Source organism: Paenibacillus gallinarum (assembly GCF_014836635.1).
Taxonomy (GTDB): Bacteria; Bacillota; Bacilli; order Paenibacillales; family Paenibacillaceae; genus Paenibacillus; species Paenibacillus gallinarum.
The window spans coordinates 1-25,443 of sequence record NZ_JACSQL010000022.1; the positions used below are offsets into that span (position 1 = coordinate 1).

Genomic DNA, 25,443 nt, shown 5'->3' on the forward strand with positions numbered 1-25,443 from the left:
ACCGAAGTCATCTCATTGCCGCTTAAACAGCAGCGCATCCTTTTTTTAAAACTGTCTACTTAATAGGGTTCAGTTCAAGCTTCTTTTTTTGAGTCTTTTATTTATTGTACATTCGTTGTTTTTGTTTCACCGTTATATTTACGAATGATGGAGATTTCAACTCTTCTGTTTTTTGCGCGACCTTCCGCCGTAGCGTTCGACTCCACTGGATGATATTCACCATATCCACTTGGGGTGAATTTGGAAGGATCCAATTTAGAATTTTGAAGTACGATTTTTAAAAAGTTCAGTGCACGGTCACTGCTCAAATCCCAGTTATCTGTGTACTTATAATTGCTAATAGGCATATTATCTGTATGGCCGGTAACAATGACATCATAAGAGGGAAATTGTTCAAGCATCCGGGAGATATTTTTGGCAAGCACTTTTGCCTCTGGTTTAACATCCGCAGCTCCTGATGCAAAGAGAGCATTATCAGCGATGGTAATCATAAGCTGGGATTGATTGAGTTTCGTATTAAGCTGATTAGTAAGACCGTTTTTGCCAATATAATCATCGAGCTGCTTCTTTAATCTTTCTAGATCTTCTTGTTCCTTTTTAGCAAGTGCAGCATCTGTCGCAGTATTTGGATTGCTGGAAGGGCTCTTGTTTTTACCAAGATCAGCCCCGGAGCCCGCGTCGTAAGAAGAGGAATGTTCCAGGACCCCTGTTCCTCCGTTAAGGGCACTGCTAAGTGCCTGTGACATCTCTTCAAACTTCTTAGCATCTACGGAACTCATGGAGAACAAGGTGATGAATAAGGCCAATAGGAGTGTCATGAGATCTGAATAAGGCAAGAGCCAGCTTTCGTCTGCATGTTCTTCGTGTTCTTCATGGCGTTTATTACTCTTTTTCACCTGTTCCTCCCTCCTTCTTAGCAAGTTCAGCGCGTTCGCGCGGTGTCAGGAATACAGATAATTTTTGATTAATTGCAATGGTAGAAACACCTGATTGAATGGAAAGGAGCCCTTCCACCATCATCAGTTTGATCTCTGATTCCAGTTTAGACATACGCTTCAGTTTGTTAGCAATGGGATGCCAAAGCACATAACCTGAGAAAATACCGAGCAAGGTAGCGATGAAAGCAGCTGCAATGGCATGAGACAGTTTATCCATATCGCTCAGATCAGCCAGAGCTGCTATTAAACCAACTACCGCTCCAAGTACACCGAGAGTTGGAGCATACATGCCTGCTTGTGAGAAAATAAGAGCACCTACTTTATGGCGATCTTCGGTTGCATGAATATCTTCCATAAGTACGTCGCGTACAAATTCTTGATCATTACCGTCAATAATCATTCGCATACCACCGCGAAGGAAATCATCATCGATTTCTTCTACTTTTGACTCCAACGCAAGTAGACCTTCTCGTCTAGTAATGGAAGCCCACTCGACAAACATACTAATCAGGGTAACTTTGTCGATAAGTTTAGGTTTTGTGAAGACAATCTTGAACAGCTTCGGTATTTTTTTGACTTCAGACATGGGAAATGCCATGAATATTGTGGCAATGGTACCGCCAAAAATGATAAGGTATGCCGCAGGGTTATTTACCAAGTTGATAATTGGTGCTCCCTTCAGGATCATACCAAATACAAGAGCAACGATTCCCAAGATTAATCCGATAATAGTTGAAATTTCCATGATACACCTCGTCCGTGAGATTTAATCTGAATCCTTTCATTGAGACATCCGGCTCATTTATTTTATTTATCGACATGTGATTCATTTTTATGAAGGTTTATTTTCGGTATAATAGAACTACGATATGGAAATGGAGTGAACATTCAAATGGGCGTAAAACATGGACGCGAGTATAATGATATTTCGCAAGATTTAATTCAGGCTCTTGGAAAAATACCGGATCGGTATATCTTTTTCGAGATGGAGGAAGAAGAATGGGCGCGACTGGGGGATAAAGATCGTTTGGAAGTAGATGAAGCACTTGCAGAGGATCTGTTTTTCGCTTTGGGATCTGAGAAAATGATTAGCGTGGGCAGCGGTGTTGTTATTCATGATCAAGAACTCCACCGTCTGAATATTCTTATCGGGGATGATGAACTGGACTTTGTATCCCTGATTTAGAGAAACGGGTTACAACTGGATTTAACATTCCTTCCGTGATAAGATGGAACACGAATAAAGCCGTTCGGGAAGCGAACGGCTTCCTATTTTCCAGTGATAGGCTTGTGCAATAGGGCATACTATATAAGCCCACAAGCTAGAGTATCTACAAAGGCACCGGGCATGCTGATATGGATACGTTTTTGATTAGGGGAGGTTAGATTGAACGATGGTCTTTACGCAAGAGGAAGTAGAAGCTCATCTCGATAAACTCGAAGGTTGGGAGTACGAGGAAGGTCGGTGGATTGTTCGAAAATTTATATTCACCAACTTTATGAAAGGCATAGCTTTTGTGGATGAAGTAGGTTTAATCTCCGAAGCGTTTAATCATCACCCTTTCATTACGATCGACCATAAAGTAGTTACATTACGACTTACTTCTTGGGACGATGGGGGCATCACTGCTATTGATATTAAAGAGGCTCAGCAATATAACGAAGCATACAACAGAATGATGCAAGTGTAATGAAAACACGCCTTATCGTCTCTCTGAAGGGAGATGATAAGGCGTGTTTTGTTCATTCATTTTTTCTCGGATAACCAAAGAGCAAGGTTCGCAATTTCTTCTTCTGAAAGTTGCCCTTCAAAAGCAGGCATTTTGCCTCCGCCTTTACCCTTACTAATCGTTTTATAAAGCTGCTCGGCATTGGATTCAGCACCAACTTTTTGCAAGGAAGGACCTACTCCTCCTTCAAGCTGGTTTCCATGACAAGAGATACAGCTTCCTTTAGCTTTTTCCTCAGCACTTGCAGCGTCCAGAGTTACCTGGGGCATAACGGGTCCGGCTTCTTCTGCCATCTCTTGTTCTCTTCCTTGTACCGTAAACATTAACACGAGGGCAAAAGCGCAAGCGAAGAAAAACAAACCGCTCATGATCCATTTCTTCATTTGTAGTGTCCTCCTACTATGTACATTCCTTATTTCATTATAATGTAACCGGCTTCAGGTTCATAGTATTTTATGGTAAATATTTAAACAAAAGTGAGAAAATGCAAACATGCCTAAATAGGACGTGTCTTTTCATAAACCATGCAATGGAATAATTGGTATCCTTCAGGAGTTAAACGCTCATATGTGTCATCAATAACAAACCCGGATTTTTCGTACGCTCGAATGGCCCTTATATTCCAGGTTAGCACCTCCAAATCAATGACATGTTGTGGATTCCTTCTTCGAGCCTCACGTACAACAGAAGATACAAAGGATGGACCGTATCCTTTACCACACAAAGAGGGCCTCATGCCGAAACCAAGCCGAGTGACTCCTTCCATAGGAAAAAGTTGAGCAAAACCACAAAGCTCAGGTAGCTCTTGATCCCTTACTACAGATAAATATTGCTGTGCTCTTAGCACGGGGTCTCCAAACTCAATCTCTAAAGCTTTCATCTGATCCCAAGGCAGCCAGCCATATATATTATAGGGAGGTTCGTACTGCCAGGTACTAATCTCCGCCGCTTGCTCTTCAGTCATAGGCATGACTCGGAAAATAGGGTTTACCTGTGTCATAGGATCACTCCTTCACCTAGAATTTGTCTTCCCTAACACTCTACAGGCTGGGGGAGAGGCAAGGCAAGCACTTTGGAGTGTGGGATAAATAAAAAACTCGAACCTGATTACTTTTTGTGGAAAAAGTAGTCAAGGTCGAGTTCTTAGGGTAATGATATTGTAATACTACTCAATAGTAGCCGTTTCAAACTGCTCTGTACTCATAATTCGTTTTGCACCTACATAACGCTTTGCATAGTAATTTTCGTCAAGCTTACTGATGGTCACACCTTTAGAAGAAGAAGCATGTGCAAACTTACCATCTCCAACAAAAATACCTACATGGGATACCCCTTTACCGCTGGTGTTAAAGAATACAAGATCGCCCGTTCTAATATCAGAACGTGAGACTTCTTTACCCATGTTGAATTGTGAACCGGATTGTCTTGGCAATTCGATCCCAAGCTTCTCGAATACATACATCGTGAAACCAGAACAATCAAAACCACTAAGTGTAGTTCCACCGTATTTATAATCTGTTCCCTGAACGCTTTCAATAACCTTGTCCATCTTGGAATCAGCAAATGCACTCCCTGTTCCAATGGATAATGCGATTGCTAGGCTTAGCGCTGCAGCAGTTAATGTCTTTTTCAAAAAAAATAACTCCTTCCAATGCCTGCGAGGTTAGCTTAAGGATTCGGTAGAAGGTTCCCCTATGACCACTCTGTTGCGAGATCAATTCACCCGTAATATGGTTCCCCCGCTTCCCAGGTACCAGGAATTTGGCGTATCTGATGATATGTACCTGTGAAGACGTATGTATTTCCAATTCATAAAACAATCAAATGATTATGTAAGATAACAGCTTGATTAATTTAGTTACAATAGATTACAAAGTTGTCACAACATGTTCTGGGCTTATTGTAACAGAATATGTGTAAATTTGGCAATCGTTTTCAGGGAAAAAATACAAAATAAGCCTGACTCATACGATAATGAGCTAGGCTTATCTTTTTTCTAAGAAGTAACTAATGCTAACTTCCGGAGTTATCAGAGCTACTTTTTGAATACCAGAGACTGAAGTGAGCACTGATTTTCCACACATTCATAATGGACCGAATGAGATGATACGATTGCTGTAGAATTAGAGCTAGAAGTCCCGTCCAAATGAATGAAACGGCTGTGAATGAGCCAAATATGGCTAGCGTAATGAAACCGAGCAATAGGGAGACCAAGGCTACTGGAACGGCATACCGGATACAGATCCATATCGACACTGATCCGCTACGTTTCCCAATGAGTCCAATCTGACAGTAGAGCAGCAGCTGCTTAATTGCATAGCCGTAGATCATCCATAAGAGAAGGTAAGGAATAACTTTGGTAAGAACAGACAGATTATAAATAGCTGTAATAAGATTCGGGAGAATAACAGGAACAATCCAGTAAGCAGGGATGAGTAATAGTATGACCTCTATAAAATAGAAGAGAGATGTTTTTTTCCAGTGCTGCTTAATGCCTTGAAAGAAAGCCAGTCCTTTTGCTGTATGCCCTTGTTCATGCAGACTGTGAAGTAAGCCTGCCCGAATGAGCGGGGTCATCAGCATTCGAATGAGGAACATAAGGACTAGCAGCCAGGCGTACTGATGAACTAGCGGGCTTACCGATAAACTAAGCTGACCTTCCATCCAAAATAGCACCTTGCTGAGTTCGTGGGGTGGAGGATCCGGATAGCGCATCAACAGAGGCACCACAGCAGAAGAAACAATCTTATAAAGAAACATTCCCCAGACCAGTTGGTATATAAAAAGAAACAATACAACAAAATAATGCTCTCTCATAGACTTAAATCCTTCTGATATATAGACTTTCATCGACTACACCTCACCATGACAGACTTCCAAGCAGGGTCTCAATCAGTTTCGTAATGCTGATATTAAACCGAGTCTGTATCTCTTCTTCTACTTCAGCGCTCATATAGTTGTTTATATGTTTATTCTCAATGGCGATCGAGTAGGAAGGATCTACCATGACCCATTCTATAGGTTCCTTATACGTAAGATTGTAGATAATATTTGCATCTTTTCCGTCCCATTCTTTGCGAATCATATGACCATCTTTAAAGGCAAATACCACTGGAATTTCGGCGTAGTCTCCTGCTTTCTTAGTCAATTTTACGGTTGAGATATAGTTCGTTTCCGTTTCTGTGCTTTCATCCTGAATTGAAATCGAGTCTACGGCAAAGTCAGCCATCATGTTGCTGTATACATATTGATCAAAAAAAGTAGCCCATGACTTGCGGGTAACTTGTTCTACAACGGTCTGAAAATCTTTCGTTGTCGGATGTTTAAAACGATACTTAGCGGCATAGGTAGACATTACTTTGTCCATTTTTTTGATGCCGATCTGCTGCTCAATAGCACGCAAGATGAGCTTTCCGCGGGTGTATACATTTTCTGCATAATGCTGTTGTGAATCATATTTCCACGCTTCCTGTGTGAGGGAGGCAGGAGAGGTAATATAACCTGACTGCAATGGAATGTTGGATGAAATACCATACTCTTGTTCCATTAAGCGATCCTCAGCATAGGAGGTAAAGGCCTCATCAAGCCATGCTTCTTCAAATTCATTACTTGCGATCATGCCATAGAAATACTGATGTCCAATTTCATGAATGACTGTTCGCTCCAGCTCATAGCCAGGTGATGTATCATCTGCGCCAAAGGCGGTAATCAAGGTAGGATACTCCATTCCGCCGGCACCATTCCCAGCTTTGGGAGGTACTACGATGGATAATGTGGAGTAGGGGTACTTACCGTACCATTTGCTAAAATTAGATAGTGCTGATTTGGCTGCATACAAGTAGCGGTCTTTAAGATCAGCATGAGCAGGGTCTAGAAAAAGCTTAATTCGGACTCCAGGCACATTTGGTGCGGAGAACGGTTCTTCTACAACAACAAAGTCGGGGGAAGCGGCCCAAGCAAAGTCATGAACATCGTCAGCATAGAACTGATAAATACGCTGGCCGTCCTTTTTATAATAAGGTTTGGTTGGGAAACCGGTTGCTGCTACGGTATAATTATCAGGTACCGCGATGCGTACGCTATAAATCCCAAAGTCTGAGTAAAATTCGGAATTACCGTGATATTGATGTAAATTCCATCCTTCGGTCTTTCGGTTGCGTGTTCCGACTGGTTCATAAACACTTAGTTTGGGAAACCACTGTCCTGCCATAACGAAGTTATCTGCCGAACCCATCCTTGCAAAGATTTGAGGCATATCAACTTCAAAAGACATGTGGAGGGTAATGGATTCTCCTCCTTTTACAGGCTTTGGCAAACGGACTTTGACCAGACTCTTATCGTGTATGTTTCCGTCATCGGGCTGCACATATTGAATGCGATGGAGGAGAGAGAGACCGTCTGGTGTTTTAATTTCCGTAAGATTCATAGATCCGTATCCATCTTTCGGCATCGCATCTCCTCTGAGTTTGCCTCCTGATTCTTTCATAAAGGTTGTCTCATCTGAGGCGAACGCATTGGGATACAAATGAAAATAAAGCTCGCTCACCGTTTTTTTACCCGGATGAGTCCATGTCAAGGTAGAAGTGCCTTTAAGGACATGGTCTTCTGTTAGTTGAACATCAATGTGATATTCAACTACTCGGTCACTAAGCACCTCGGCAAGCGGTGTCTGTACAATTCCCTCTGTGGGCGCAGGCACTGGGGCATTTATATTGCCCGGTATCGGCGCAAGGGCAGATTGCGTAGATGGAGCTTGGCTTAAACTGAGCAGCAGTGTGCCGCCGAGAACACAAATAGCAAGAACAGAGGATAGAACCATTTTCGCGCGAACTGGGGTCATACGTTAAATACCTCCCACTTGACAAGCATCTAAGGCATGTATATGTTTGCAAGCGGAGAAATATTAGTTAAAATATTGGTATCAACTTTTGGAGGCCATAAAAATGGAGCAAAACGGTCAAATTGGCAAGAAGCAGATTGCCTTAAATATTGTTAACAGCAAGAGTAAGCATAAAGGTTTCGGTTCAGGTTCGATTGATTTGAACAATGTTTCCCCTGTCATCATTGATGGAGGCGTTGCTACCATTGATATTGGTGCGATGCATGCAAAGAGTAAGGTAGAACGCGGCATTAAATTTTCTACGGAAAAAGCAGATGTACCGAATGGCCGGCAAGTGTGGTTAGTATGGGTAGCGGTAGATCGCACTGCGGAAGGTCAATTGTATGCGGGAGCAACGGCGTGTGAGATGTTGATTGATACGGAAGCAAAACGCGGTTGGAAGATTCTCGCTGACCATGTAAACAAAATGGATTATGCAATGAAGCGTCGCATCATGTTAGATGAGCTGGGAAATGAAGATAAGGCAGCATTAAAGCATCTGCTTATTTCTCATAATGAAGATTGGTGGAATGCAGCTCCAGAGGAGCTTAAACAGGCACTAGAGACGAACTAAATGGTAACAAAAGAAGAGGGTTTCGGCATTCAGCCGAAACCCTCTTTATATTGTAATAGCTAGAAGCGGACTGATCCTTAATTCGTCCACCAACGTTTGAAGTGATTCCACCAAGAATCATCTCGGTCATTTTGAATTTCTTCTTCTCCATCTGAACTCGGTTCTGCTTCATGTTCATCGCAGTATTCCGTAGGCTCTGTACCACGAACAAAAACTTCAAGCCTGCGACTTTCACAGTTTTCTCCAGCAAGTTTTCCGGTAGAAGGGTCGATATAGACACTAACTACCTCTTCAGGAACCGGGAATATTTTCGGTGGAACGTTTTCGAGCGCTTTTTCCATATACTCTGCAAAAATAGGAGCGGCTCTTCGGCTTTCAGCTGTAGTAATCTCCTGATTATTATCATATCCTACCCATACCGCTGTTGATAATTCTGGCGTATAACCTACAAGCCAAGCATCTGAACTGGTAGTGCCTGTTTTTCCAGCAACCGGTCTCTTGATCTTATCTGCTACCCGATGAGCTGTTCCCCCTGTATCAAAGACACTCTCAAGGAGGCTTGTCACTACATAAGCAGAAGCAGTATCTACCACTTGTTCAGGTGTTTGTTCTGGCACTTTGTACACAATTCGGTCAGCTGCGTCGGTTATTTTCAGCACGGCTATAGGGGCATTCCGAAGTCCCTCATTAGCAAGAACTGAATAAGCGGAAGCCATCTCAAAAGGACTGACAGGCGATGTACCCAGCGCCAGCGATGGAACGGGATCAAGTGAACTCGTAATCCCCAGTTTTTTGGCCATTTCAATAATAGGGTCCGTTCCGATTTGCATAAGAGTACTCACCGCATAAATATTATCAGAGACGGCAATCGCTTTTCTCATATCAATGGGTCCAAGATACTTATCGCCAAAGTTTTTTGGCTCATACGTTTTACGATCATTATCGTACTTGAACACAGTCGGTTTACTATCGAATTGTGAAATAGCCGTCATCTGTTTAGATGAAATGGCAGCCAAGTACATAATCGGTTTAAAAGAGGATGCCGGCTGCCTATTATCCGCCAGTGCATGATTGTACTGACTGGAGTTGTAGTCTGTTCCTCCGACCATGGCCTTCACATATCCATTTCTCGGATCAATGGATACTAAACCTACTTCAAGATCACTTTCTTTATCCATTCTACTAGCTACTATTTCCTCAGCAGCTTCTTGCATTTGCATATCTAGGGTAGTGTAAATGTTAAGACCGCCATGTTCCAATTTCGCTGAATCAATCCCCAGATCATTAACAACTACGTTTCGAATATAGTCTCGGAAATAGGAAGCTTTTTCGTTTGTCTTCGGCTGACTTTTCGGCTTGATATCAAGCATTTCATTATAAGCCTCATCAGCCTGCTCTTGCGTGATGGATCCGGTAGTGACCATTGAACTTAGCACAACTTTTTGCCGATCTTTCGCCTTTTTCATATTGTTGTAGGGAGAGTAATAGGTCGGTCCTTTTGGAATACCGGCAAGCATTGCACTTTCCGCTAAATTTAAATCGGCTGCAGATTTGCCAAAATACATTTGCGCTGCAGATTCAATACCATAGGCACCATGGCCGTAGTAGATTTCGTTAAGATACATTTGCAAAATTTCATCTTTGGTGTACTTCATTTCAAGTTGTGCCGTGTATATGGCCTCTTTTATTTTTCGGGACCACGTTTTTTCATGTGACAGATACAAGTTCCTTGCCAGTTGCTGTGTGATCGTACTAGCCCCTTGGGACATGTTCATCTCTTTTATATTTACAAGAATGGCACGAGCCACTCCTTTTAAATCAAACCCAAAATGAGAATAGAACTTTCGATCTTCTACCGAAATGGTAGCCTGGGTTAGATCAGGTGAGATTTGGTCTAACTTGACCGGAATTGAATCTTTCCCTTCGGGAGAGAATGTGGCAATAACTTCACCATCTATATCAAAGAGCCTGGAGTTATGGTCATTATCTGCAAGAGGAAGACTAGTCGCATATAGATAGACAAGAAGTACAACAGCAAATATCAGACCCAGTACGGTTATTCCTGCTAACCACTTCAGAATCTTTTTGGTGCGAGAGGATTGCATTTTTGACTGATCTGTAGATTCTGGCATCACATAGGTCTCCTTTCTAAAAAACAGCCTTATATTTCATTATGGGAATACAATTCATCCATTATTCACGATTTGTACAGATTCTCTACATAGGTATTTAGGGTAAAGGTTAACATAAAGTCTAGTTCATGCTAACTCGGCTCTATGACTTTTCGATTCTTTACTTTACATAGGGGGTGTATTTGTGTACTTGATTCATGCGGCCATTCTGCTCCCCATTCTTGCTGGAGTTGGGATAGCCTTTATGAAACGTTTGTCTCGCAGCTTTCACTTGGGCTGGGCAGTTCTAACCATCCCGCTTGTCTTATTTATCTACTTTCTTAGCCTGATTCCACAAATAAGTAACCGGAATTTGATTAATGAATCGATAGATTGGATGCCATCCCTTGGAATTAATTTCACCATTTTATTGGATGGATTAAGCCTACTGTTAACGCTGCTTATTACTGGTATTGGCTCATTGGTTGTACTATATTCCATCTATTATATGAAACAGGATCAGGCTTTGCATCGTTTCTATCTATATCTGCTCTTGTTTATGGGTGCCATGCTTGGTGTCGTTCTTTCAGATAATATGATGGTTTTGTATGGATTCTGGGAACTTACAAGTATTGCTTCTTTTTTACTTATCGCTTTTCATCACAAGAAAGAAGCGTCGATCCGCGGCGCGAGTAAGTCATTCCTGATTACTGTTTTTGGTGGATTCGCCATGCTAACTGGATTTATCTTGCTGTATCTGATCAGCGGATCCTACAGTATTCGGGAGACGATCGCATCTGTATCTAATATTGCAGAACATCATTTGTTTGTTCCTGCTCTTATTTTAATTTTAATAGGAGCTTTCACCAAATCAGCGCAGTTTCCGTTCCATGTTTGGCTGCCTGATGCAATGGAGGCGCCAACACCTGTTAGTGCATATTTACACTCGGCAACCATGGTCAAAGCAGGAATTTATATTGTTGCCAGATTTACACCCGTTTTTGGCGGAGAAGCAACTTGGTTTTGGATCATATCTTTGGTCGGGACGATATCGATGGTGTATGGTGCACTGATTGCTATAAAGAAAACAGATTTAAAGGCAATTTTAGCTTACTCCACCGTATCGCAGCTGGGGCTAATTATGTCTTTGTTTGGACTAGGATCAGCGGCACTCTACTTTGGTTATGGCTCAGAGTCTCTGCTTTATACCACAGCTACAATGGCAGGATTGCTTCATCTGTTCAATCATGCTCTGTTCAAAGGCTCCCTATTTATGATGGCAGGGATTGTAGATCATGAGACGGGTACACGTGATATCCGGAAACTGGGCGGGTTAATCACGATCATGCCGCTAACATTTACCGTTGCGCTGATTGGTACCTTTTCTATGGCCGGCCTGCCGCCATTCAATGGATTTATCAGTAAGGAGATGTTCTTCAAAGCTACACTTGAAGTAACGGATTTTTCTATATTTAGCCTTGGCACATGGGGGATTATTTTTCCTGTACTTGCCTGGATCGGTAGTGTAATGACGTTTATTTATTCACTCGTTATTGTGTTTCGTACCTTCCTTGGTAAGAACAAAACAGATACTCCACTCCAAAAGCTGCATGAAGCTCCAATTGGAATGTTGATTCCTCCCCTTATTCTTATATCTATGGTATTAATCACCGGTATTTATCCTGACATCTTATCCTCGTCAATTATTGAACCGGCAATGGCTTCCGTGTTATCTCCACTCCTCGCTGAAGGGGAACGATTTGACGTTCATTTGTATCTCTGGCATGGCTTTACTCCAGAATTATGGATGACGGTAGGAGTCGTTGTACTGGGTGTTATCTCTTATAAATTATTGCCCCGCTGGAAAACGGTGTATGAAGAGTACATCCCTGTTTATACCATCAACAAGGGTTATCATTCTATATTTCGAGCTTTGCATCGATTTTCTAAACGCTGGACCCAAACCTATATGAATGGTTCGGTTCGGAACTATCTTATCTATATCTTTGTATTTATGATCGTGTTGATCAGCTACGGTTTCTATCATGCAACGAATATAGAATGGAATTTCAGTGGGTATGATTCCTTTATGTTGTACGAAACGATCTTACTTGTAGGGCTCGTTGTTACAGCGATCTGTATACCTTTTGCTAAACATCGCTTATCGGCTGTTATTTTGACAGGAGCGGTTGGTTATCTGGTCAGTTTGTTCTTTGTGTTATTCCGTGCACCAGATCTCGCCTTGACCCAGATGGTCGTGGAGACGGTATCCGTAGCGCTTTTCCTATTGTGCTTCTATCATCTTCCTGAACTTACGCCAAAATCTAGCAAGAAATATAAATCTGTAAATCTGATCATTTCTATTGGTGTAGGTATTATTGTCATGCTGATTGCTCTTGCTGCCAGCGGGACGACACAGCTCGAAACAATATCTGAATTCTATACCGCAGAAAGTTACAACCTGGCAGGCGGAAAAAATATTGTTAATGTACTGCTGGTTGACTTTAGAGGTTTTGATACATTGCTTGAGATTATGGTCTTAGGCGTAGCAGCACTTGCTATTTATTCCATGATTAATCTCAATTTGAATGGAAAAGACTTAGGATCTTCTCATCATACACACGCAAAGGAGAAGCAAGATTCAACGGAAGACGAGAAAAGTAACTCAAATCCGGAGAGTTGGAACAGTGTTCCACTTCGCAGTAACGATGTGTTCCTACAGATGAGTACCAAAATTATCGTGTTCATTATCCTTATCTTTGCACTCTATCTGTTCTTTGCAGGACATCATCAACCAGGCGGAGGCTTTATTAGTGGACTGGTTACCGCATCCGCTTTAGTTCTTTTAGCCATTGCGTTTAATACAGATACTCTTCGCCGGATTCTACCCATAGATTATCGTACAGTTATCGCCTGGGGGCTCTTAATCTCTTTGGCAACAGCGGCTGGTTCCTTTGTCTTTGACTTACCATTTATGAGTCAGGCATTTGGATATTTCGATATTCCTTTGCTGGGGGAAGTGGAATTAACGACAGCTACTCTATTTGAGACTGGGGTGTTTATGGCTGTCTTGGGTGTCACCATGACGATCATCTTACAGATCGGGGAGGACCGTTAGTTATGGAAATTATTATGAGTGTTACCGTAGGTATTCTGTTTGCTATAGGGGTGTATTTAATTCTTTCAAGGAGTTTGCTTCGTCTTGTACTGGGTCTTTCCTTGTTAACTCATGGTGTACATTTACTCCTGATGACCATGGCCCGTCTAAAGACGGGAGCACCTCCCCTTTTAGGAGAGAAGGCCGAGAATTACGTAGATCCGCTGCCACAGGCATTAATTTTAACATCCATAGTTATTAACTTTGGACTTTTGGCATTCTTTTTCGTCCTTGCGTATCGATCCTATTTGAAGTTAAAAACGGACGATATGGAAGAAGTAAGGGGGCCGAAATATGAATAATGCGGTTGTTCTTCCCATCTTCTTGCCTGTACTAACCGGAATCTTGCTCATTTTCTTTATGAAATCAGTCCGGATGCAGCGCCTGATCAGTGGAATTGGTTCAATAGTTACGCTCTTGGTCACCGCTTTTTTATTCTATACGGTGTCCACATCAGGGCTTCAGCTTCTTAATATGGGGGGATGGGCGGCTCCATACGGCATTGTATTTGTTGCAGATACACTTGCTTCTTTATTAGTGTTGGTGTCTTCCGTTATTTCGGTCTCCTGTACTTTTTATGCTTTTCACAGCATTACAGAAGAGCGGGAGAAACATCACTTTTATGTATTTTTTCAATTTTTAATGGCGGGTGTAAATGGATCTTTTCTAACAGGTGATCTATTTAATTTGTTTGTTTGCTTCGAGCTGATGCTGATTTCCTCCTATGCGCTTTTGGTATTGGGAAATACAGAACGTCAGCTTAGAGAGTCACTGAAATATGTGCTCATTAATATGGTTTCGTCGTCTTTACTCGTAGTAGCTATTGGGTATTTGTACTCTGTGACAGGAACCATTAATATGGCGCATCTGTCTGTACGAGTAGCTGAAGTAGGTCAAGATGGGATTTTAGGTGTCATTGCTTTATTGTTTTTGCTGATCTTCAGCATTAAAGCGGGGCTGTTTCTCTTTTTCTGGCTATCTGGATCGTACGCAGCGCCGCCGGCTCTTGTTACTGCCTTATTCGCTGGTTTGCTGACCAAAGTAGGTCTATATGCCATCGTAAGAGTATTCACGTTAATCTTCTATCATGATTCGGAATTTACAAATGCCATTATTGGCTGGATGGCAGGAGCGACGATGTTGCTTGGAGTTATCGGAGCGATTGCTTATAAAGATGTTAACAAAATACTTGTCTACAATGTCGTAGCTGGTGTTGGATTTGTTGCTTTTGGTATGGCTGCAGGCAACAAGCTGGCACTTGAAGGTCTGATGTTTTATCTCGTACATGACATGATTATCAAATCACTGCTCTTTTTGCTCGGAGGAGCACTCATTGCTGCTGCGGGTACATCTAATTTGAACAATATGGGCGGAATGATTAAGAAATATCCGTTACTCGGCTGGATGTTCTTTGTTACCGCGCTTGCTCTTGCCGGAGTACCTCCACTTAGTGGATTTCCAGGTAAATTGATGTTGTTTGAAGGTGGACTTGACGCGGGCCTCTATGGACTTACAGGCATTGCTGTGATTGCGAGTTTTATTATGTTGTACTCTGTGCTGCGGGTGTTCATCTATGCATTCTGGGGCAGTGATAAGACGATCCACGGAGGAACGATACAGATTTCTGTGAATCGACTGCTTGTTCCGTCAGGGTTCCTGTTTATTCTGATCATCGGAATAGGGATATTTGCTGAAGTTCTTTATCCTGTGCTCTCTACAGCAGCACATGTATTAATTGATCCTAATCTTTATATTGATAACGTTCTGAAGGAGTGGTGATCGATGGCACGACAAATGATACTCAATTTGATCATCGCCTTCTTATGGATGCTTCTGAATCAATCCTGGACTGGAGCCGGTTTCCTGACCGGATATGTGCTTGGTCTTTTGATTATTGGAATCTTCCGGCGCTTTTTCCCTACTCCGTTTTATGTTGTTCGAATCTGGGCTGTCATCAAACTGTTGAAACTGCTTATAGTCGAACTGTTTCGTTCATCATTTCAGGTGATTAGCGCAATACTGAAACCTAAGCTGGATATCACCCCGGGCACTTTTAAGTATCGGACGGAGCTGACTTCGGACTTTGAAATTATGCTTTTATTTCTATTTATCTCCTTAACACCGGGAACGCTTGCGCTGGAAATTTCAAAAAACAAACGCACCTTATATATCCATGCCTTTAACATGTCTGACGAAGAGGAAATGGTTTCAAGCATTCGGGATTCCTTTGAAAAAGCCATAATGGAGGTGACAAGATAATGCTGCAAGTTATTCTAAACATTTCTTTGCTTCTATTAGGTATCTCAATAATAGGCTGTCTATATCGGATACTAAAAGGTCCTTCTATGGCAGATCGAATTACTGCACTCGACACGATAGGAATTCAGCTCATAGGAAGTGTGGCCGTTCTCTCCATGCTGCTTCATACACAGGCTTATGTAGATATTATTTTGCTTATTGGAATCTTGGCTTTCATTAGTACAGTTGCTTTTGCAAGATTTATCGAAAGGGGGGTCGTACTCGAAAATGATGACGATCTTTAGTATACTCATCGGGCTCTTAGTCCTGTTTGGTTCCATCATCAGTGTACTAAGCGCCTTTGGACTTATTCGACTTCCAGATGTTTATCTCCGTGCACATGCTGCGACAAAGAGTACGACACTTGGCATTCTATGTATCCTTTTTGGTAGTTTCTTGTTTTTCATTGTATTCGACGGGTATATAAGTGCAAGGCTTCTTTTAGGAATTCTGTTTGTGTTTATGACTGCTCCTGTTGCCGGTCATCTTAATGCTCGGGCGGCCTATCGTACAGACGTCCCGCTCTGGAAAGGGACGGTTCACGATGCACTAGCCCCTGTTCTTCGAGGGAAAAAGCGTATTTTAGCAGAGGAAGAAGAAGTAGCTGTGGATGAAAAAGACGAATGAAAAGTTACGGAGTGATATTGCTCACATTATCTTTACAGTTATTTCGGATTTAACGTATAATGCAAAAGTGCATTTAAAGGTACAAACGTTTAGTACAATATTTAGAAGTGAAACGGAATTCATACTGGTGCGAGCCAGGAACGTCTTTTCCATATCGCTTCGTAAACGCTGTTTACGATGGAGAACTCCAGCTGAGCTGGCCTAAATCATAGGGAACCCTTGCTATATAGGGCCATTTTACGGCGATCATATGACGGCTGAACACTTATTCTATTCGAGAGAAGGTAGTTAACGATGGAATTGTGGTTTACGGAGAAACAAACTGAAAATTTTGGTATTACAATGAAGGTTAAAGAGACTTATGTAAGTGAGAAAACAGATTTTCAGGATTTGGCTATGGTAAAAACCGAAGAGTTCGGCAACATGCTCTTACTTGATGGTATGGTAATGACAACAGAAAAAGACGAATTCGTATATCATGAAATGGTTGCGCATCCGGTTCTATATACACATCCAAACCCAGAACAAGTTCTTGTTGTTGGCGGCGGAGACGGTGGAGTTATTCGTGAAGTGCTGAAACACCCTCAGGTGAAAAAGGCAGTTCTGGTTGATATCGATGGAAAAGTTATTGAGTATTCTAAAAAATATTTGCCAAGCATTGCGGGTGGGCTAGAAGATCCACGTGTTGAAGTGCTTGTAAACGACGGTTTCATGCACATTCATGATCATAAGAATACTTATGATGTTATTATGGTAGATTCCACTGAACCAGTAGGTCCTGCAGCGAATCTCTTTACACGTGGCTTCTATCAAGGAATTTATGAAGCGCTGAAAGAAGATGGAATTTTTGTTGCTCAAACTGACAATCCTTGGTTTAAGGCAGATCTAATTCAAAGTGTGAACAAAGACGTGAAGGAAGTATTCCCGATTGTTCGTGTGTACGCTGCGAATATCCCAACCTATCCAAGTGGACTGTGGACATTTACTTTGGGAAGCAAAAAATATGATCCGCTTGAAGTCGATGAGAGTTCAATTCCTGAAATTGATACAAAATACTATACACCGCGTCTTCACAAAGCAGCATTCGTGCTGCCTAAATTTGTAGAAGATTTGATTAAATAGAGGAGGTCTTTTACAAATGAAGCTTGATCAAGCCTATTCAGGTAACGTATTTATCTGCAGTTCGGAAGATTATGCGGGTGCCAAAGCTGTTATTTATGGTATGCCTATGGATTACACTGTAAGCTTCCGCCCAGGTTCCCGTTTTGGCCCGGCTCATATTCGTCAGGCTTCGGTTGGACTTGAGGAGTATAGCCCTTACCTTGATAAAAGTATTGTAGATATGAATTATTATGATGCGGGAGATTTGCTGCTTCCTTTCGGGAATGCAAGCCGCAGTCTTGATGTCATTCGTGAATATGTAGAAGGTCTGCTTGCGGATGATAAAATTCCAGTGGGTCTTGGCGGAGAGCATCTCGTGACTTGGCCGGTAATTGAAGCGACTTATAAAAAATATCCTGATCTTGCGATCATTCATATTGATGCTCATGCTGATCTTCGTGATCAGTATGAAGGAGAGCCGCTCTCTCACTCTACTCCAATTCGTAAAGCTGCTGAGCTTATGGGTGGAAAGAATATCTATCAGTTTGGTATCCGTTCCGGTTCAAGAGAAGAGTTCCAGTATGCACGTGAGCATATTAACTTCCATCCGTTCGATGTGGCCGAGCCGTTGAAGAAAGAACTTCCTTCTATGGGTAATCGACCTGTCTACGTTACCATTGATATTGATGTGCTTGATCCTTCTGCAGCACCGGGAACGGGTACAGCTGAGGCTGGCGGAATTACTTCTAAAGAACTTTTGGAAGCAATCCATGCGATTGCGGGATCAGATGTAAATGTGGTAGGTTTCGACGTGGTAGAAGTGGCTCCAATCTATGATCCTACACAGCAGACTCCGATTGTAGCAGCGAAGCTCCTTCGTGAAATGTTGCTTGGATTTGTAAAGTAAACTTCTTACTTTCAAAATTTATTTGTTACACAAATAATATCGTAAAGAATACACCCTTTAAACTTCCTGATTTTTAGTAGTCAGGGATTTAAGGGGTGTTTTTATGCGTGCAGGGCACAAATTCCTTGTTTCCACTAAAAAACAGGTTCTTTTTGTAGCTATAGGCAGGATTTAAATTTGAACAATATCGGTAAACTATATAGAATATATAGAAGATGAATGAAGAAAGTACGCCTATGAATAGATGGGAGAAGAAAATGATGTCAGTATGGAGTCCTGTCAAACTCCAAATTCACAGTGTCGCTGATGGTGAGAAAGTAAATCAGCAGGTTGTGGGTGAAGCTTTACGGAAAGGCAATGCCTTATATATACGATATGTGGAAGAAGAACAGCTGCCTGGAAGTGAACCTATTCGTAATACGGTGAAGATAACAGATAACAGTGTAAAGCTGATTCGGCACGGTGGTGTAGAATCAGAGCAAACATTTGAACAGGGAAAAAGGCTGCCAGGTTTTTATCGTTCACCTTTTAGTTCCTTTGCTTTATCTACCGATACGAAAGAGCTGTCTCTATCCTTGTCGAATTTATCGGGGAAGATTTCGTTCAGCTATGATTTATATGTATTTGAGGAACAATCAGGACAATTGTCTATTAGTATAGAAATTCAGGAGGATCAATAAAATCATGACACGCAATCCACTCGATCTAATTAACGAGCAGGTAACTAAAGGAATTCAAGAAGCCATACTATCTGCAGGGCTGGTTACATTGGAAGAAATGCCGAACATTGTACTCGAAGTACCAAAAGATAAGAATCATGGAGACCTTGCAACAAATGCGGCGATGCAGCTTACTCGTATTGCCAAGAAAAATCCTCGCATGATCGCTGAACAAATCATTGAACATCTGAATCTTTCAGAAGCAGGGATTGAATCAGCTGAAATCGCTGGACCAGGATTCATTAATTTTCGTTCAACGAAAAGTTACTTGTATCCTATCGTTGAACTTGTTCAAGAACAAGGCGACGACTATGGTCGGGTTAATCTGGGAGAGGGACGTAAAGTTCAGGTTGAATTTGTTAGTGCGAATCCAACAGGAAGTCTTCACTTAGGTCATGCTCGCGGAGCAGCAGTAGGCGATGCTCTTTGTAATGTGCTTGATTTTGCAGGTTATGAAGTTACTCGTGAATACTATATTAATGACGCCGGTAACCAGGTATTTAACCTGAGCAAGTCTATTGAAGCCCGGTATCTTCAAGAGCTAGGTCAAGAAGTTGAGATGCCAGAAGACGGATACCATGGAGCTGATATTCGCGGTTTTGCTAAAGAATTAATTGCGGAGAAAGGTTCTTCTCTCCTTGAAATGAGTCCAAGCGATCGTGCAGCATTTTTCAGAGACTATGGTTTAGAGAAAGAACTCGATAAAATCAAACGTGATCTAGGCCGATTCCGGGTGTCCTTCGATAATTGGTTCAGTGAGACTTCACTTTATGATAATGGTGCAGTACTTAACGCGCTGGATGAACTTCGCGAACGGAATGAGATTTTTGAAGAAGAAGGAGCAACTTGGCTCGAAACTACGAAATATGGCGATGATAAGAACCGGGTGCTTATTAAGAATGATGGTACCTATACTTATCTGACTCCAGACATTGCTTATCACCGTGATAAATATGCTCGCGGATATGACACCATGATTAATATTTGGGGCGCCGATCACCATGGATATATTCCAAGAATGAAAGCAGCCATGGAGGCACTTGGTAATGATCCAGATAAATTGATCGTTTTGATTGCTCAAATGGTCAGCTTGTTCCAAGACGGTGAGAAAGTGAAAATGTCCAAGCGTACAGGTAAAGCTGTAACGATGGAAGATTTAATGGATGAAGTGGGAGTAGACGCAATTCGCTACTTCTTTACGATGCGCAGTATGGATTCTCATCTTGATTTTGACATGGATTTGGCGATTTCCACTTCGAATGAGAACCCAGTATTCTATGTTCAATATGCGCATGCTCGTGTATGCAGCGTGTATCGTCAGGCTGAAGAGCAAGGAATAACGATTTATCCAGTGCGTGATGTTGATATGTCCAAGCTGACTTCAGAACATGAATACAACTTGCTTCGCAAGCTTGGTGAGTTCCCTGAAGAAATTGCAACCGCAGCAAAAGGACATGCACCACACCGTATCGTTCGTTATGTATATGAACTGGCTTCTATGTTCCACAGTTATTACAAAGCTGAACGAGTAATTACGGATGATGCAGAACAAACCCAAGCTCGTCTTGCTCTGCTCGGTGCAGTGCGTACCGTAATCAAGAATGCCCTGAAGCTTGTAGGCGTAAGCGCTCCGGAAAAAATGTAAGAACTTTTAATTATCTCTAATGAAATATGTAAAACCCTCCCTTCAACGGGAGGGTTTTTGTGATTTTAAGTTCCTATAAAACTACCATAGTCAGATACTATTAAGCCGTTTATGAGATTCATAGTTTCATCCCTTCCCGAAGAAGGCGCAGCGCATGCAGTTCTCCGCCTTGTTCAGCCCCTCTCGTGGCTTTACGGGAACGCAAAGGGGTTGCCGTTTTCCTGATTAGATTCTTGATCTCATCAGGAGATAAACCGGGTCTCTCCGCCATAAGTAAGGCGATTGCCCCGCTTACATGCGAAGTTGCCATCGATGTTCCGCTCATTTCATGATATTTTCCCTGTACCCAGCAGGAATTTATATTTTTCCCAGGTGCATAGATATCTACATGTGGACCTCGATTGCTGAAATCGGCTATATGTCGATTCTCATCTGATGCCCCTACCGAAATTGTTTGAGTGTATCTTGCTGGATAATCTATGCTTCTTCGTTTGCCATCATTTCCTGAAGATGCGACGATAACAATACCTTGTTTGGTGGCTCTGTTAACGACATCCAGGAGTGCCTTGCTCTTGGTTCTCATACCAAAGCTCATGTTAATGATATCTACTCGATTACGGACGCACCAGTCGATCCCTAGAATGATATCCGATACATAAGCAGAGCCTTGATTGTCAAAAGCCTTAACCGGATAAATAACGGATCTTGGTGCCACACCTATAATTCCTTCCATACTGTTGGCTGCTGCAATCGTTCCTGCAATATGAGTGCCATGTCCGTTATCATCAAGCGGGAGCATGTTCCTATTCAGCAAGTTGATTCCTCTGGCTAATGAATGTCTAAGATCAGGATGTTGGTAATCAGCTCCAGTATCAATAACGGCAATTTTAATTTTATGTCCCGTTGAAGTAGACCATGCTTTAGGCGCTCGGATTTGTTTTACTCCCCAAGGAACACCCAGACTGTTTTCTGGTTTTGGGATTCGAGCGGCTGCGGAGTGGATTTTGATTCGGGTGTCCTGTTCAATAGTAACTTCGCTGTGAGAGTGAATTAGCCTTGAGGAGGAGGGGAGAGGGACAATGAGCGCTCTTATTAAATGCGAGGCACGTATATACTGGAGCTTGCTGAGGGAAGGTTTCATTTTGCGTAACTGATCTAGGCAGTCCCAGTATTGGTGTGGTTTCATAAAACGAATAATTTGATGTCTTCCGGCTGGGCGGGAGGTGTGTCCAATTTCATTATGGATCATTTTTAAAAATGTGGAATAGTCCATTTTGGGAAGTCCCCCTCTGGATGCCATGCTTGAGGTATACTATGAGGAAGACATCCAAGCCGCATGGGAAAATTGCCTGTTTTTTCTGATAAATAGGCCCTTTGGTTCGTGTCAAAATGGAAATATACTCATACTATACATGGAGAGCTTCACAGCTCTTGCGGGGACCCGTAGAAGAGTATTTCTTCAGGGCGGATACAGTCAGAAGGCGGGGGAGGGACCTCCGTCTTTTTTATCTTCGGATTCGCTTTCAAAGAAGCGGAGTTGTTTTTGAAGATTATCTCCTTACATAAAACTTGCATTTTAGTGCTAAATAGGTTTTACTTATGTTTGTTAATGGATATGTTAGATATAGATCCAAGTTATTGAAACGAAAAAAGTCAGTGAATTATGTGTGAGAGGAAGTGTCCGCAAGTGAGTACCTCACTCAAATTAAAATTAGATCCAGAGCAAATTCGTGAGATGCCGTTAGTTGACTTGGCATTTATGGTACTGAAAGCAGTCAATACACCGATGTACTACCGTGATCTTATGCAAGAGGTAGCTAAACAGCGTGGTTTGAATGCTACAGAAGCAAATGATGTCATCGCTCAGCTATATACCGAAATCAATATTGATGGTCGTTTTGCCTATGTAGGAACCAATCTTTGGGGTCTGAAACGTTGGTACCCAATTGATAAGTCTGAAGACGGCGTAACAGGTACGAAACGTCCAAGAATCATCAATGACGACGATGATGATGATGAGGAATATGTTGAGGAAGAAGATACACTAGACACATTTGCAAGTGAAAAAGAAGATTTCGACAGTCCAGATGAAGACGAAGACGAAGATGAAGATCTCTTTGATGACGACTCTGATGAGGAAGAAGAAATTATCGGTGATGAAGAGCTTGATGAAGAGGATGACCTGGAAGAAGACGACGATGATTCTTCAGAAGATGAAGAAGAGTTGAAGTAGTCTAAAATCTGGTCTTATAAAGTCTGTGAACATCCTTGACAAAAGATCATGCAAACGAGTAAACTATTGCATGGGCTTATGATTGAACGACAATAATTACACTTGTTTTTATATAAAAAAGTGCCCCGTTTTTTCGGGTGTGCTTTTTTGTTTTTTATAGGGGAAGTTTGATAGATAAGAAAAATGGACCGCCTTGAACGTGGAGGCGGGATGTTTTTTTGCAAGCAATTTTTGCATTTTCCCTTTTTTTACGATGATAACCTGAAAAATGGGTTAGGATAACATCATAATGTCGCCTGATTTTAACGGACTTTTATAGGAGGGTATTAGTAGTGACAACAAAGTATATTTTCGTGACGGGCGGGGTTGTTTCTTCCCTGGGTAAAGGGATTACGGCTGCATCTCTTGGGAGATTGCTCAAGAACAGAGGACTTAAAGTAACTATTCAAAAATTTGATCCATACATCAACGTTGACCCAGGAACAATGAGTCCTTATCAGCATGGTGAAGTGTTTGTTACAGATGATGGTGCGGAGACAGACCTTGACCTTGGACACTATGAGCGTTTTATTGATATTAATCTATCCAAGAACAGCAATGTAACGACAGGTAAGGTATATTCATCTGTTATTAGTAAAGAACGCCGCGGAGAATATCTGGGTGGTACGGTTCAAGTTATTCCTCATATTACGAATGAAATTAAGGAACGTGTTTTGCGTGCAGGTCGTGAAGCGGGATCAGACGTTGTTATTACTGAAATTGGCGGAACTGTAGGCGATATCGAGAGCCTGCCGTATCTCGAAGCTATTCGTCAACTTAAAGGTGACGTAGGCCGCGATAATGTAATGTATATTCATGTTACTTTGATTCCTTTTATTAAAGCTGCTGGCGAAATCAAAACGAAACCGACACAACACAGTGTAAAAGAACTGCGTAGTATCGGAATACAGCCAAATGTTATCGTCTGCCGTACGGAGCGAGAGCTTTCTGCAGATGTTAAGGCTAAACTAGCTCTTTTCTGTGATATTGATCCTCATGCTGTGGTGGAATGCCGCGATGCAAGTACCCTATATGATGTTCCTTTGATTTTACGTGAAGAGGGTCTTGATGAGATCGTAGTAAATCATTTGAAGCTGACTACTCCTTTGCCGGACATGAGCGAATGGGAAAAACTCGTTAGCCAAATTAAAAAGCTGGAAAGAACAGTGGAGATTGCGATTGTTGGTAAATATGTTGCTCTTCATGATGCCTATCTCAGTGTTGTTGAATCTCTTTCCCACGCGGGATTTGCTGCAAATGCAGATGTTAAACTTCGCTGGGTTAATGCAGAAGAAATTACAGATGAGAATGTAGATGAGCTTCTACACGGCATCGGCGGTATCTTGGTACCAGGTGGTTTTGGTGACCGGGGTATCGAAGGTAAAGTATCTGCCATCCGTTATGCTCGTGAGAATAAAATTCCGTTCTTCGGCATTTGCCTTGGAATGCAAGTATCTGTAATTGAATATGCACGTTCTGTCGTAGGACTTACAGATGCAAACAGCTCTGAAATCAATCCTTCTACAGAGTTCCCTGTAATCGATCTTCTTCCTGAACAGAAAGACATTGAAGATTTGGGTGGTACGATGCGACTTGGACTATATCCTTGTAAGTTGCAAGAAGGTTCTCTTGCAGCAGCATGTTACCAAGATGAACTGGTATACGAAAGACATCGTCACCGGTACGAGTTTAACAACCAATATCGTGAAACGATTGAAAATGCAGGTCTTGTTATTTCTGGTACTTCACCAGATGGCCGTCTTGTAGAAATTGTGGAACTGCCAGAACATCCTTGGTTCTTGTCTGTTCAATTCCATCCGGAATTCATTTCACGTCCAAACCGTCCGCACCCTCTTTTCCGTGAATTTGTGAAAGCATCTCTTACTCATTCGGAGAACTTGTAGAGATCGGAACAAGGTCCCAGATAGGGCCTTTGATTAATATAGATATAAAAGACCCCAGCCAGGGGTCTTTTTTGTTTGAGCAAGAGAAGCAGGATTTATCGGAGAAAGGTAGAATCTTTAAATAAATAACCTAATGGTCATTTAGGTAAGAATGATGAGCGGGTAGAATCGATAGATAAGATCGCAGGAGGTTTAGATGAATAATAAAAAGGTTCTCATTGTCGATGATCAAAATGGAATTCGAATTTTGCTCATGGAGGTATTTAACAGTGAAGGGTATACAACTTATCAAGCAGCTAACGGTAAGGTCGCTCTTGAGATCGTTGAGAAGCATACGCCTGATCTTGTCCTGTTAGATATGAAAATCCCTGGAATGGATGGTCTGGAGATTCTTAAACATATCAAGGAAATGAATCCTTCCATAAAAGTGATTATGATGACGGCATATGGAGAACTAGATATGATTAAAGAAGCTACAGAACTAGGTGCTCTTATGCATTTTACGAAGCCTTTTGATATTGATGAGATGCGTATTGCGGTTAATATGCAACTCAGCGGGGTAAACACATAGCAAGGAAGGT

The 25,443-nt window shown here is 41.9% G+C and carries 25 protein-coding genes and 1 riboswitch; of the genes, 16 read left to right on the forward strand and 9 right to left on the reverse strand.

The annotated features are described in order from the left end of the window. Positions 1-101: 101 nt before the first annotated feature. Positions 102-896, reverse strand: a complete 795-nt coding sequence (locus H9647_RS24250; RefSeq protein ID WP_191804855.1) for a flagellar motor protein MotB — start codon at positions 894-896, stop codon at positions 102-104. Continuing rightward, a complete protein-coding gene (gene motA / locus H9647_RS24255; RefSeq protein ID WP_191804857.1) occupies positions 883-1,683 on the reverse strand; it encodes a flagellar motor stator protein MotA in 801 nt (266 codons plus the stop codon). Before motA ends, H9647_RS24250 begins: the two co-directional genes overlap by 14 nt. Positions 1,684-1,830: 147 nt before the next feature. Here motA and H9647_RS24260 point away from each other — a divergent pair, with 147 nt between their 5' ends. Both H9647_RS24260 and H9647_RS24265 read left to right on the forward strand, forming a co-directional pair. Further along, positions 1,831-2,124: a hypothetical protein gene (locus H9647_RS24260; RefSeq protein ID WP_191804859.1), complete on the forward strand. Its 294-nt coding sequence runs from the start codon at positions 1,831-1,833 to the stop codon at positions 2,122-2,124. 208 nt (positions 2,125-2,332) lie between these two features. Then, entirely contained in the window at positions 2,333-2,629 is a 297-nt protein-coding gene (locus H9647_RS24265) for a 4a-hydroxytetrahydrobiopterin dehydratase (RefSeq protein WP_191804861.1), read from the forward strand. A gap of 56 nt (positions 2,630-2,685) precedes the next feature. Here H9647_RS24265 and H9647_RS24270 read toward each other — a convergent pair whose 3' ends face one another. The 5 genes from H9647_RS24270 to H9647_RS24290 all read right to left on the reverse strand — a co-directional run bounded on the left by H9647_RS24270 (position 2,686) and on the right by H9647_RS24290 (position 7,508). Continuing rightward, positions 2,686-3,051 (reverse strand): c-type cytochrome, encoded by a 366-nt coding sequence (locus H9647_RS24270; RefSeq protein WP_191804862.1) that lies wholly within the window; start codon positions 3,049-3,051, stop codon positions 2,686-2,688. 113 nt (positions 3,052-3,164) lie between these two features. Beyond that, positions 3,165-3,668, reverse strand: a complete 504-nt coding sequence (locus H9647_RS24275; protein WP_191804864.1) for a GNAT family N-acetyltransferase — start codon at positions 3,666-3,668, stop codon at positions 3,165-3,167. Between the two features lie 165 nt (positions 3,669-3,833). Continuing rightward, positions 3,834-4,301 carry a C40 family peptidase gene (locus H9647_RS24280; RefSeq protein ID WP_191804866.1) on the reverse strand — a complete coding sequence of 156 codons (468 nt, stop codon included), beginning with the start codon at positions 4,299-4,301 and terminating at the stop codon, positions 3,834-3,836. A gap of 4 nt (positions 4,302-4,305) precedes the next feature. Further along, a riboswitch (cyclic di-AMP (ydaO/yuaA leader) is annotated at positions 4,306-4,445 on the reverse strand. A gap of 236 nt (positions 4,446-4,681) precedes the next feature. Beyond that, positions 4,682-5,518, reverse strand: a complete 837-nt coding sequence (locus H9647_RS24285) for a hypothetical protein (RefSeq protein WP_191804868.1) — start codon at positions 5,516-5,518, stop codon at positions 4,682-4,684. Between the two features lie 10 nt (positions 5,519-5,528). Then, positions 5,529-7,508 carry a M1 family metallopeptidase gene (locus H9647_RS24290; RefSeq protein WP_191804871.1) on the reverse strand — a complete coding sequence of 660 codons (1,980 nt, stop codon included), beginning with the start codon at positions 7,506-7,508 and terminating at the stop codon, positions 5,529-5,531. Between the two features lie 103 nt (positions 7,509-7,611). Here H9647_RS24290 and H9647_RS24295 point away from each other — a divergent pair, with 103 nt between their 5' ends. Further along, on the forward strand, positions 7,612-8,121 hold the full coding sequence (locus H9647_RS24295; RefSeq protein ID WP_191804873.1) for a YwhD family protein: 510 nt from the start codon (positions 7,612-7,614) through the stop codon (positions 8,119-8,121). 77 nt (positions 8,122-8,198) lie between these two features. On the opposite strand, the gene H9647_RS24300 is transcribed toward H9647_RS24295, so the two are convergent. Further along, positions 8,199-10,253, reverse strand: coding sequence for a transglycosylase domain-containing protein (locus tag H9647_RS24300; RefSeq protein ID WP_191804875.1), 2,055 nt, complete (start codon positions 10,251-10,253; stop codon positions 8,199-8,201). A gap of 184 nt (positions 10,254-10,437) precedes the next feature. On the opposite strand from H9647_RS24300, the gene H9647_RS24305 reads away from it, so the two are divergent. The 10 genes from H9647_RS24305 to argS all read left to right on the forward strand — a co-directional run bounded on the left by H9647_RS24305 (position 10,438) and on the right by argS (position 20,686). Continuing rightward, positions 10,438-13,350 carry a Na+/H+ antiporter subunit A gene (locus H9647_RS24305; protein ID WP_191804877.1) on the forward strand — a complete coding sequence of 971 codons (2,913 nt, stop codon included), beginning with the start codon at positions 10,438-10,440 and terminating at the stop codon, positions 13,348-13,350. A gap of 2 nt (positions 13,351-13,352) precedes the next feature. Further along, positions 13,353-13,691 (forward strand): Na(+)/H(+) antiporter subunit C, encoded by a 339-nt coding sequence (locus tag H9647_RS24310; protein ID WP_160034311.1) that lies wholly within the window; start codon positions 13,353-13,355, stop codon positions 13,689-13,691. Continuing rightward, positions 13,684-15,168 carry a Na+/H+ antiporter subunit D gene (locus H9647_RS24315; protein ID WP_191804879.1) on the forward strand — a complete coding sequence of 495 codons (1,485 nt, stop codon included), beginning with the start codon at positions 13,684-13,686 and terminating at the stop codon, positions 15,166-15,168. The genes H9647_RS24310 and H9647_RS24315 overlap by 8 nt, the downstream gene beginning before the upstream one ends. A 3-nt stretch (positions 15,169-15,171) precedes the next feature. Continuing rightward, positions 15,172-15,648, forward strand: a complete 477-nt coding sequence (locus tag H9647_RS24320) for a Na+/H+ antiporter subunit E (RefSeq protein WP_191804881.1) — start codon at positions 15,172-15,174, stop codon at positions 15,646-15,648. Further along, positions 15,648-15,932, forward strand: coding sequence for a Na(+)/H(+) antiporter subunit F1 (locus tag H9647_RS24325; RefSeq protein ID WP_160034317.1), 285 nt, complete (start codon positions 15,648-15,650; stop codon positions 15,930-15,932). Before H9647_RS24320 ends, H9647_RS24325 begins: the two co-directional genes overlap by 1 nt. Next, positions 15,916-16,314 (forward strand): monovalent cation/H(+) antiporter subunit G, encoded by a 399-nt coding sequence (mnhG, locus tag H9647_RS24330; RefSeq protein ID WP_191804883.1) that lies wholly within the window; start codon positions 15,916-15,918, stop codon positions 16,312-16,314. The genes H9647_RS24325 and mnhG overlap by 17 nt, the downstream gene beginning before the upstream one ends. 294 nt (positions 16,315-16,608) lie before the next feature. Next, positions 16,609-17,436 carry a polyamine aminopropyltransferase gene (speE, locus tag H9647_RS24335; RefSeq protein WP_191804885.1) on the forward strand — a complete coding sequence of 276 codons (828 nt, stop codon included), beginning with the start codon at positions 16,609-16,611 and terminating at the stop codon, positions 17,434-17,436. A gap of 16 nt (positions 17,437-17,452) precedes the next feature. Continuing rightward, on the forward strand, positions 17,453-18,322 hold the full coding sequence (gene speB / locus H9647_RS24340; RefSeq protein WP_191804887.1) for an agmatinase: 870 nt from the start codon (positions 17,453-17,455) through the stop codon (positions 18,320-18,322). Between the two features lie 215 nt (positions 18,323-18,537). Next, positions 18,538-19,002, forward strand: coding sequence for a DUF1934 domain-containing protein (locus H9647_RS24345; RefSeq protein ID WP_225229553.1), 465 nt, complete (start codon positions 18,538-18,540; stop codon positions 19,000-19,002). A 4-nt stretch (positions 19,003-19,006) separates the two neighbouring features. Further along, positions 19,007-20,686: an arginine--tRNA ligase gene (gene argS / locus H9647_RS24350; protein WP_191804889.1), complete on the forward strand. Its 1,680-nt coding sequence runs from the start codon at positions 19,007-19,009 to the stop codon at positions 20,684-20,686. A gap of 118 nt (positions 20,687-20,804) precedes the next feature. Here the strand turns inward: argS and H9647_RS24355 are convergent, their stop codons facing one another. Continuing rightward, positions 20,805-21,959 (reverse strand): S8 family peptidase, encoded by a 1,155-nt coding sequence (locus tag H9647_RS24355; protein WP_191804890.1) that lies wholly within the window; start codon positions 21,957-21,959, stop codon positions 20,805-20,807. 414 nt (positions 21,960-22,373) lie between these two features. On the opposite strand from H9647_RS24355, the gene rpoE reads away from it, so the two are divergent. The 3 genes from rpoE (at position 22,374) to H9647_RS24370 (ending at position 25,433) form a co-directional block, all read left to right on the forward strand. Next, positions 22,374-22,919: a DNA-directed RNA polymerase subunit delta gene (gene rpoE, locus H9647_RS24360; protein ID WP_191804892.1), complete on the forward strand. Its 546-nt coding sequence runs from the start codon at positions 22,374-22,376 to the stop codon at positions 22,917-22,919. A gap of 332 nt (positions 22,920-23,251) precedes the next feature. Then, positions 23,252-24,862: a CTP synthase gene (locus H9647_RS24365; RefSeq protein WP_191804894.1), complete on the forward strand. Its 1,611-nt coding sequence runs from the start codon at positions 23,252-23,254 to the stop codon at positions 24,860-24,862. 196 nt (positions 24,863-25,058) lie between these two features. Next, complete coding sequence (locus tag H9647_RS24370) at positions 25,059-25,433, forward strand: response regulator (protein WP_191804896.1); 375 nt, start codon at positions 25,059-25,061, stop codon at positions 25,431-25,433. Positions 25,434-25,443: the final 10 nt, after the last annotated feature.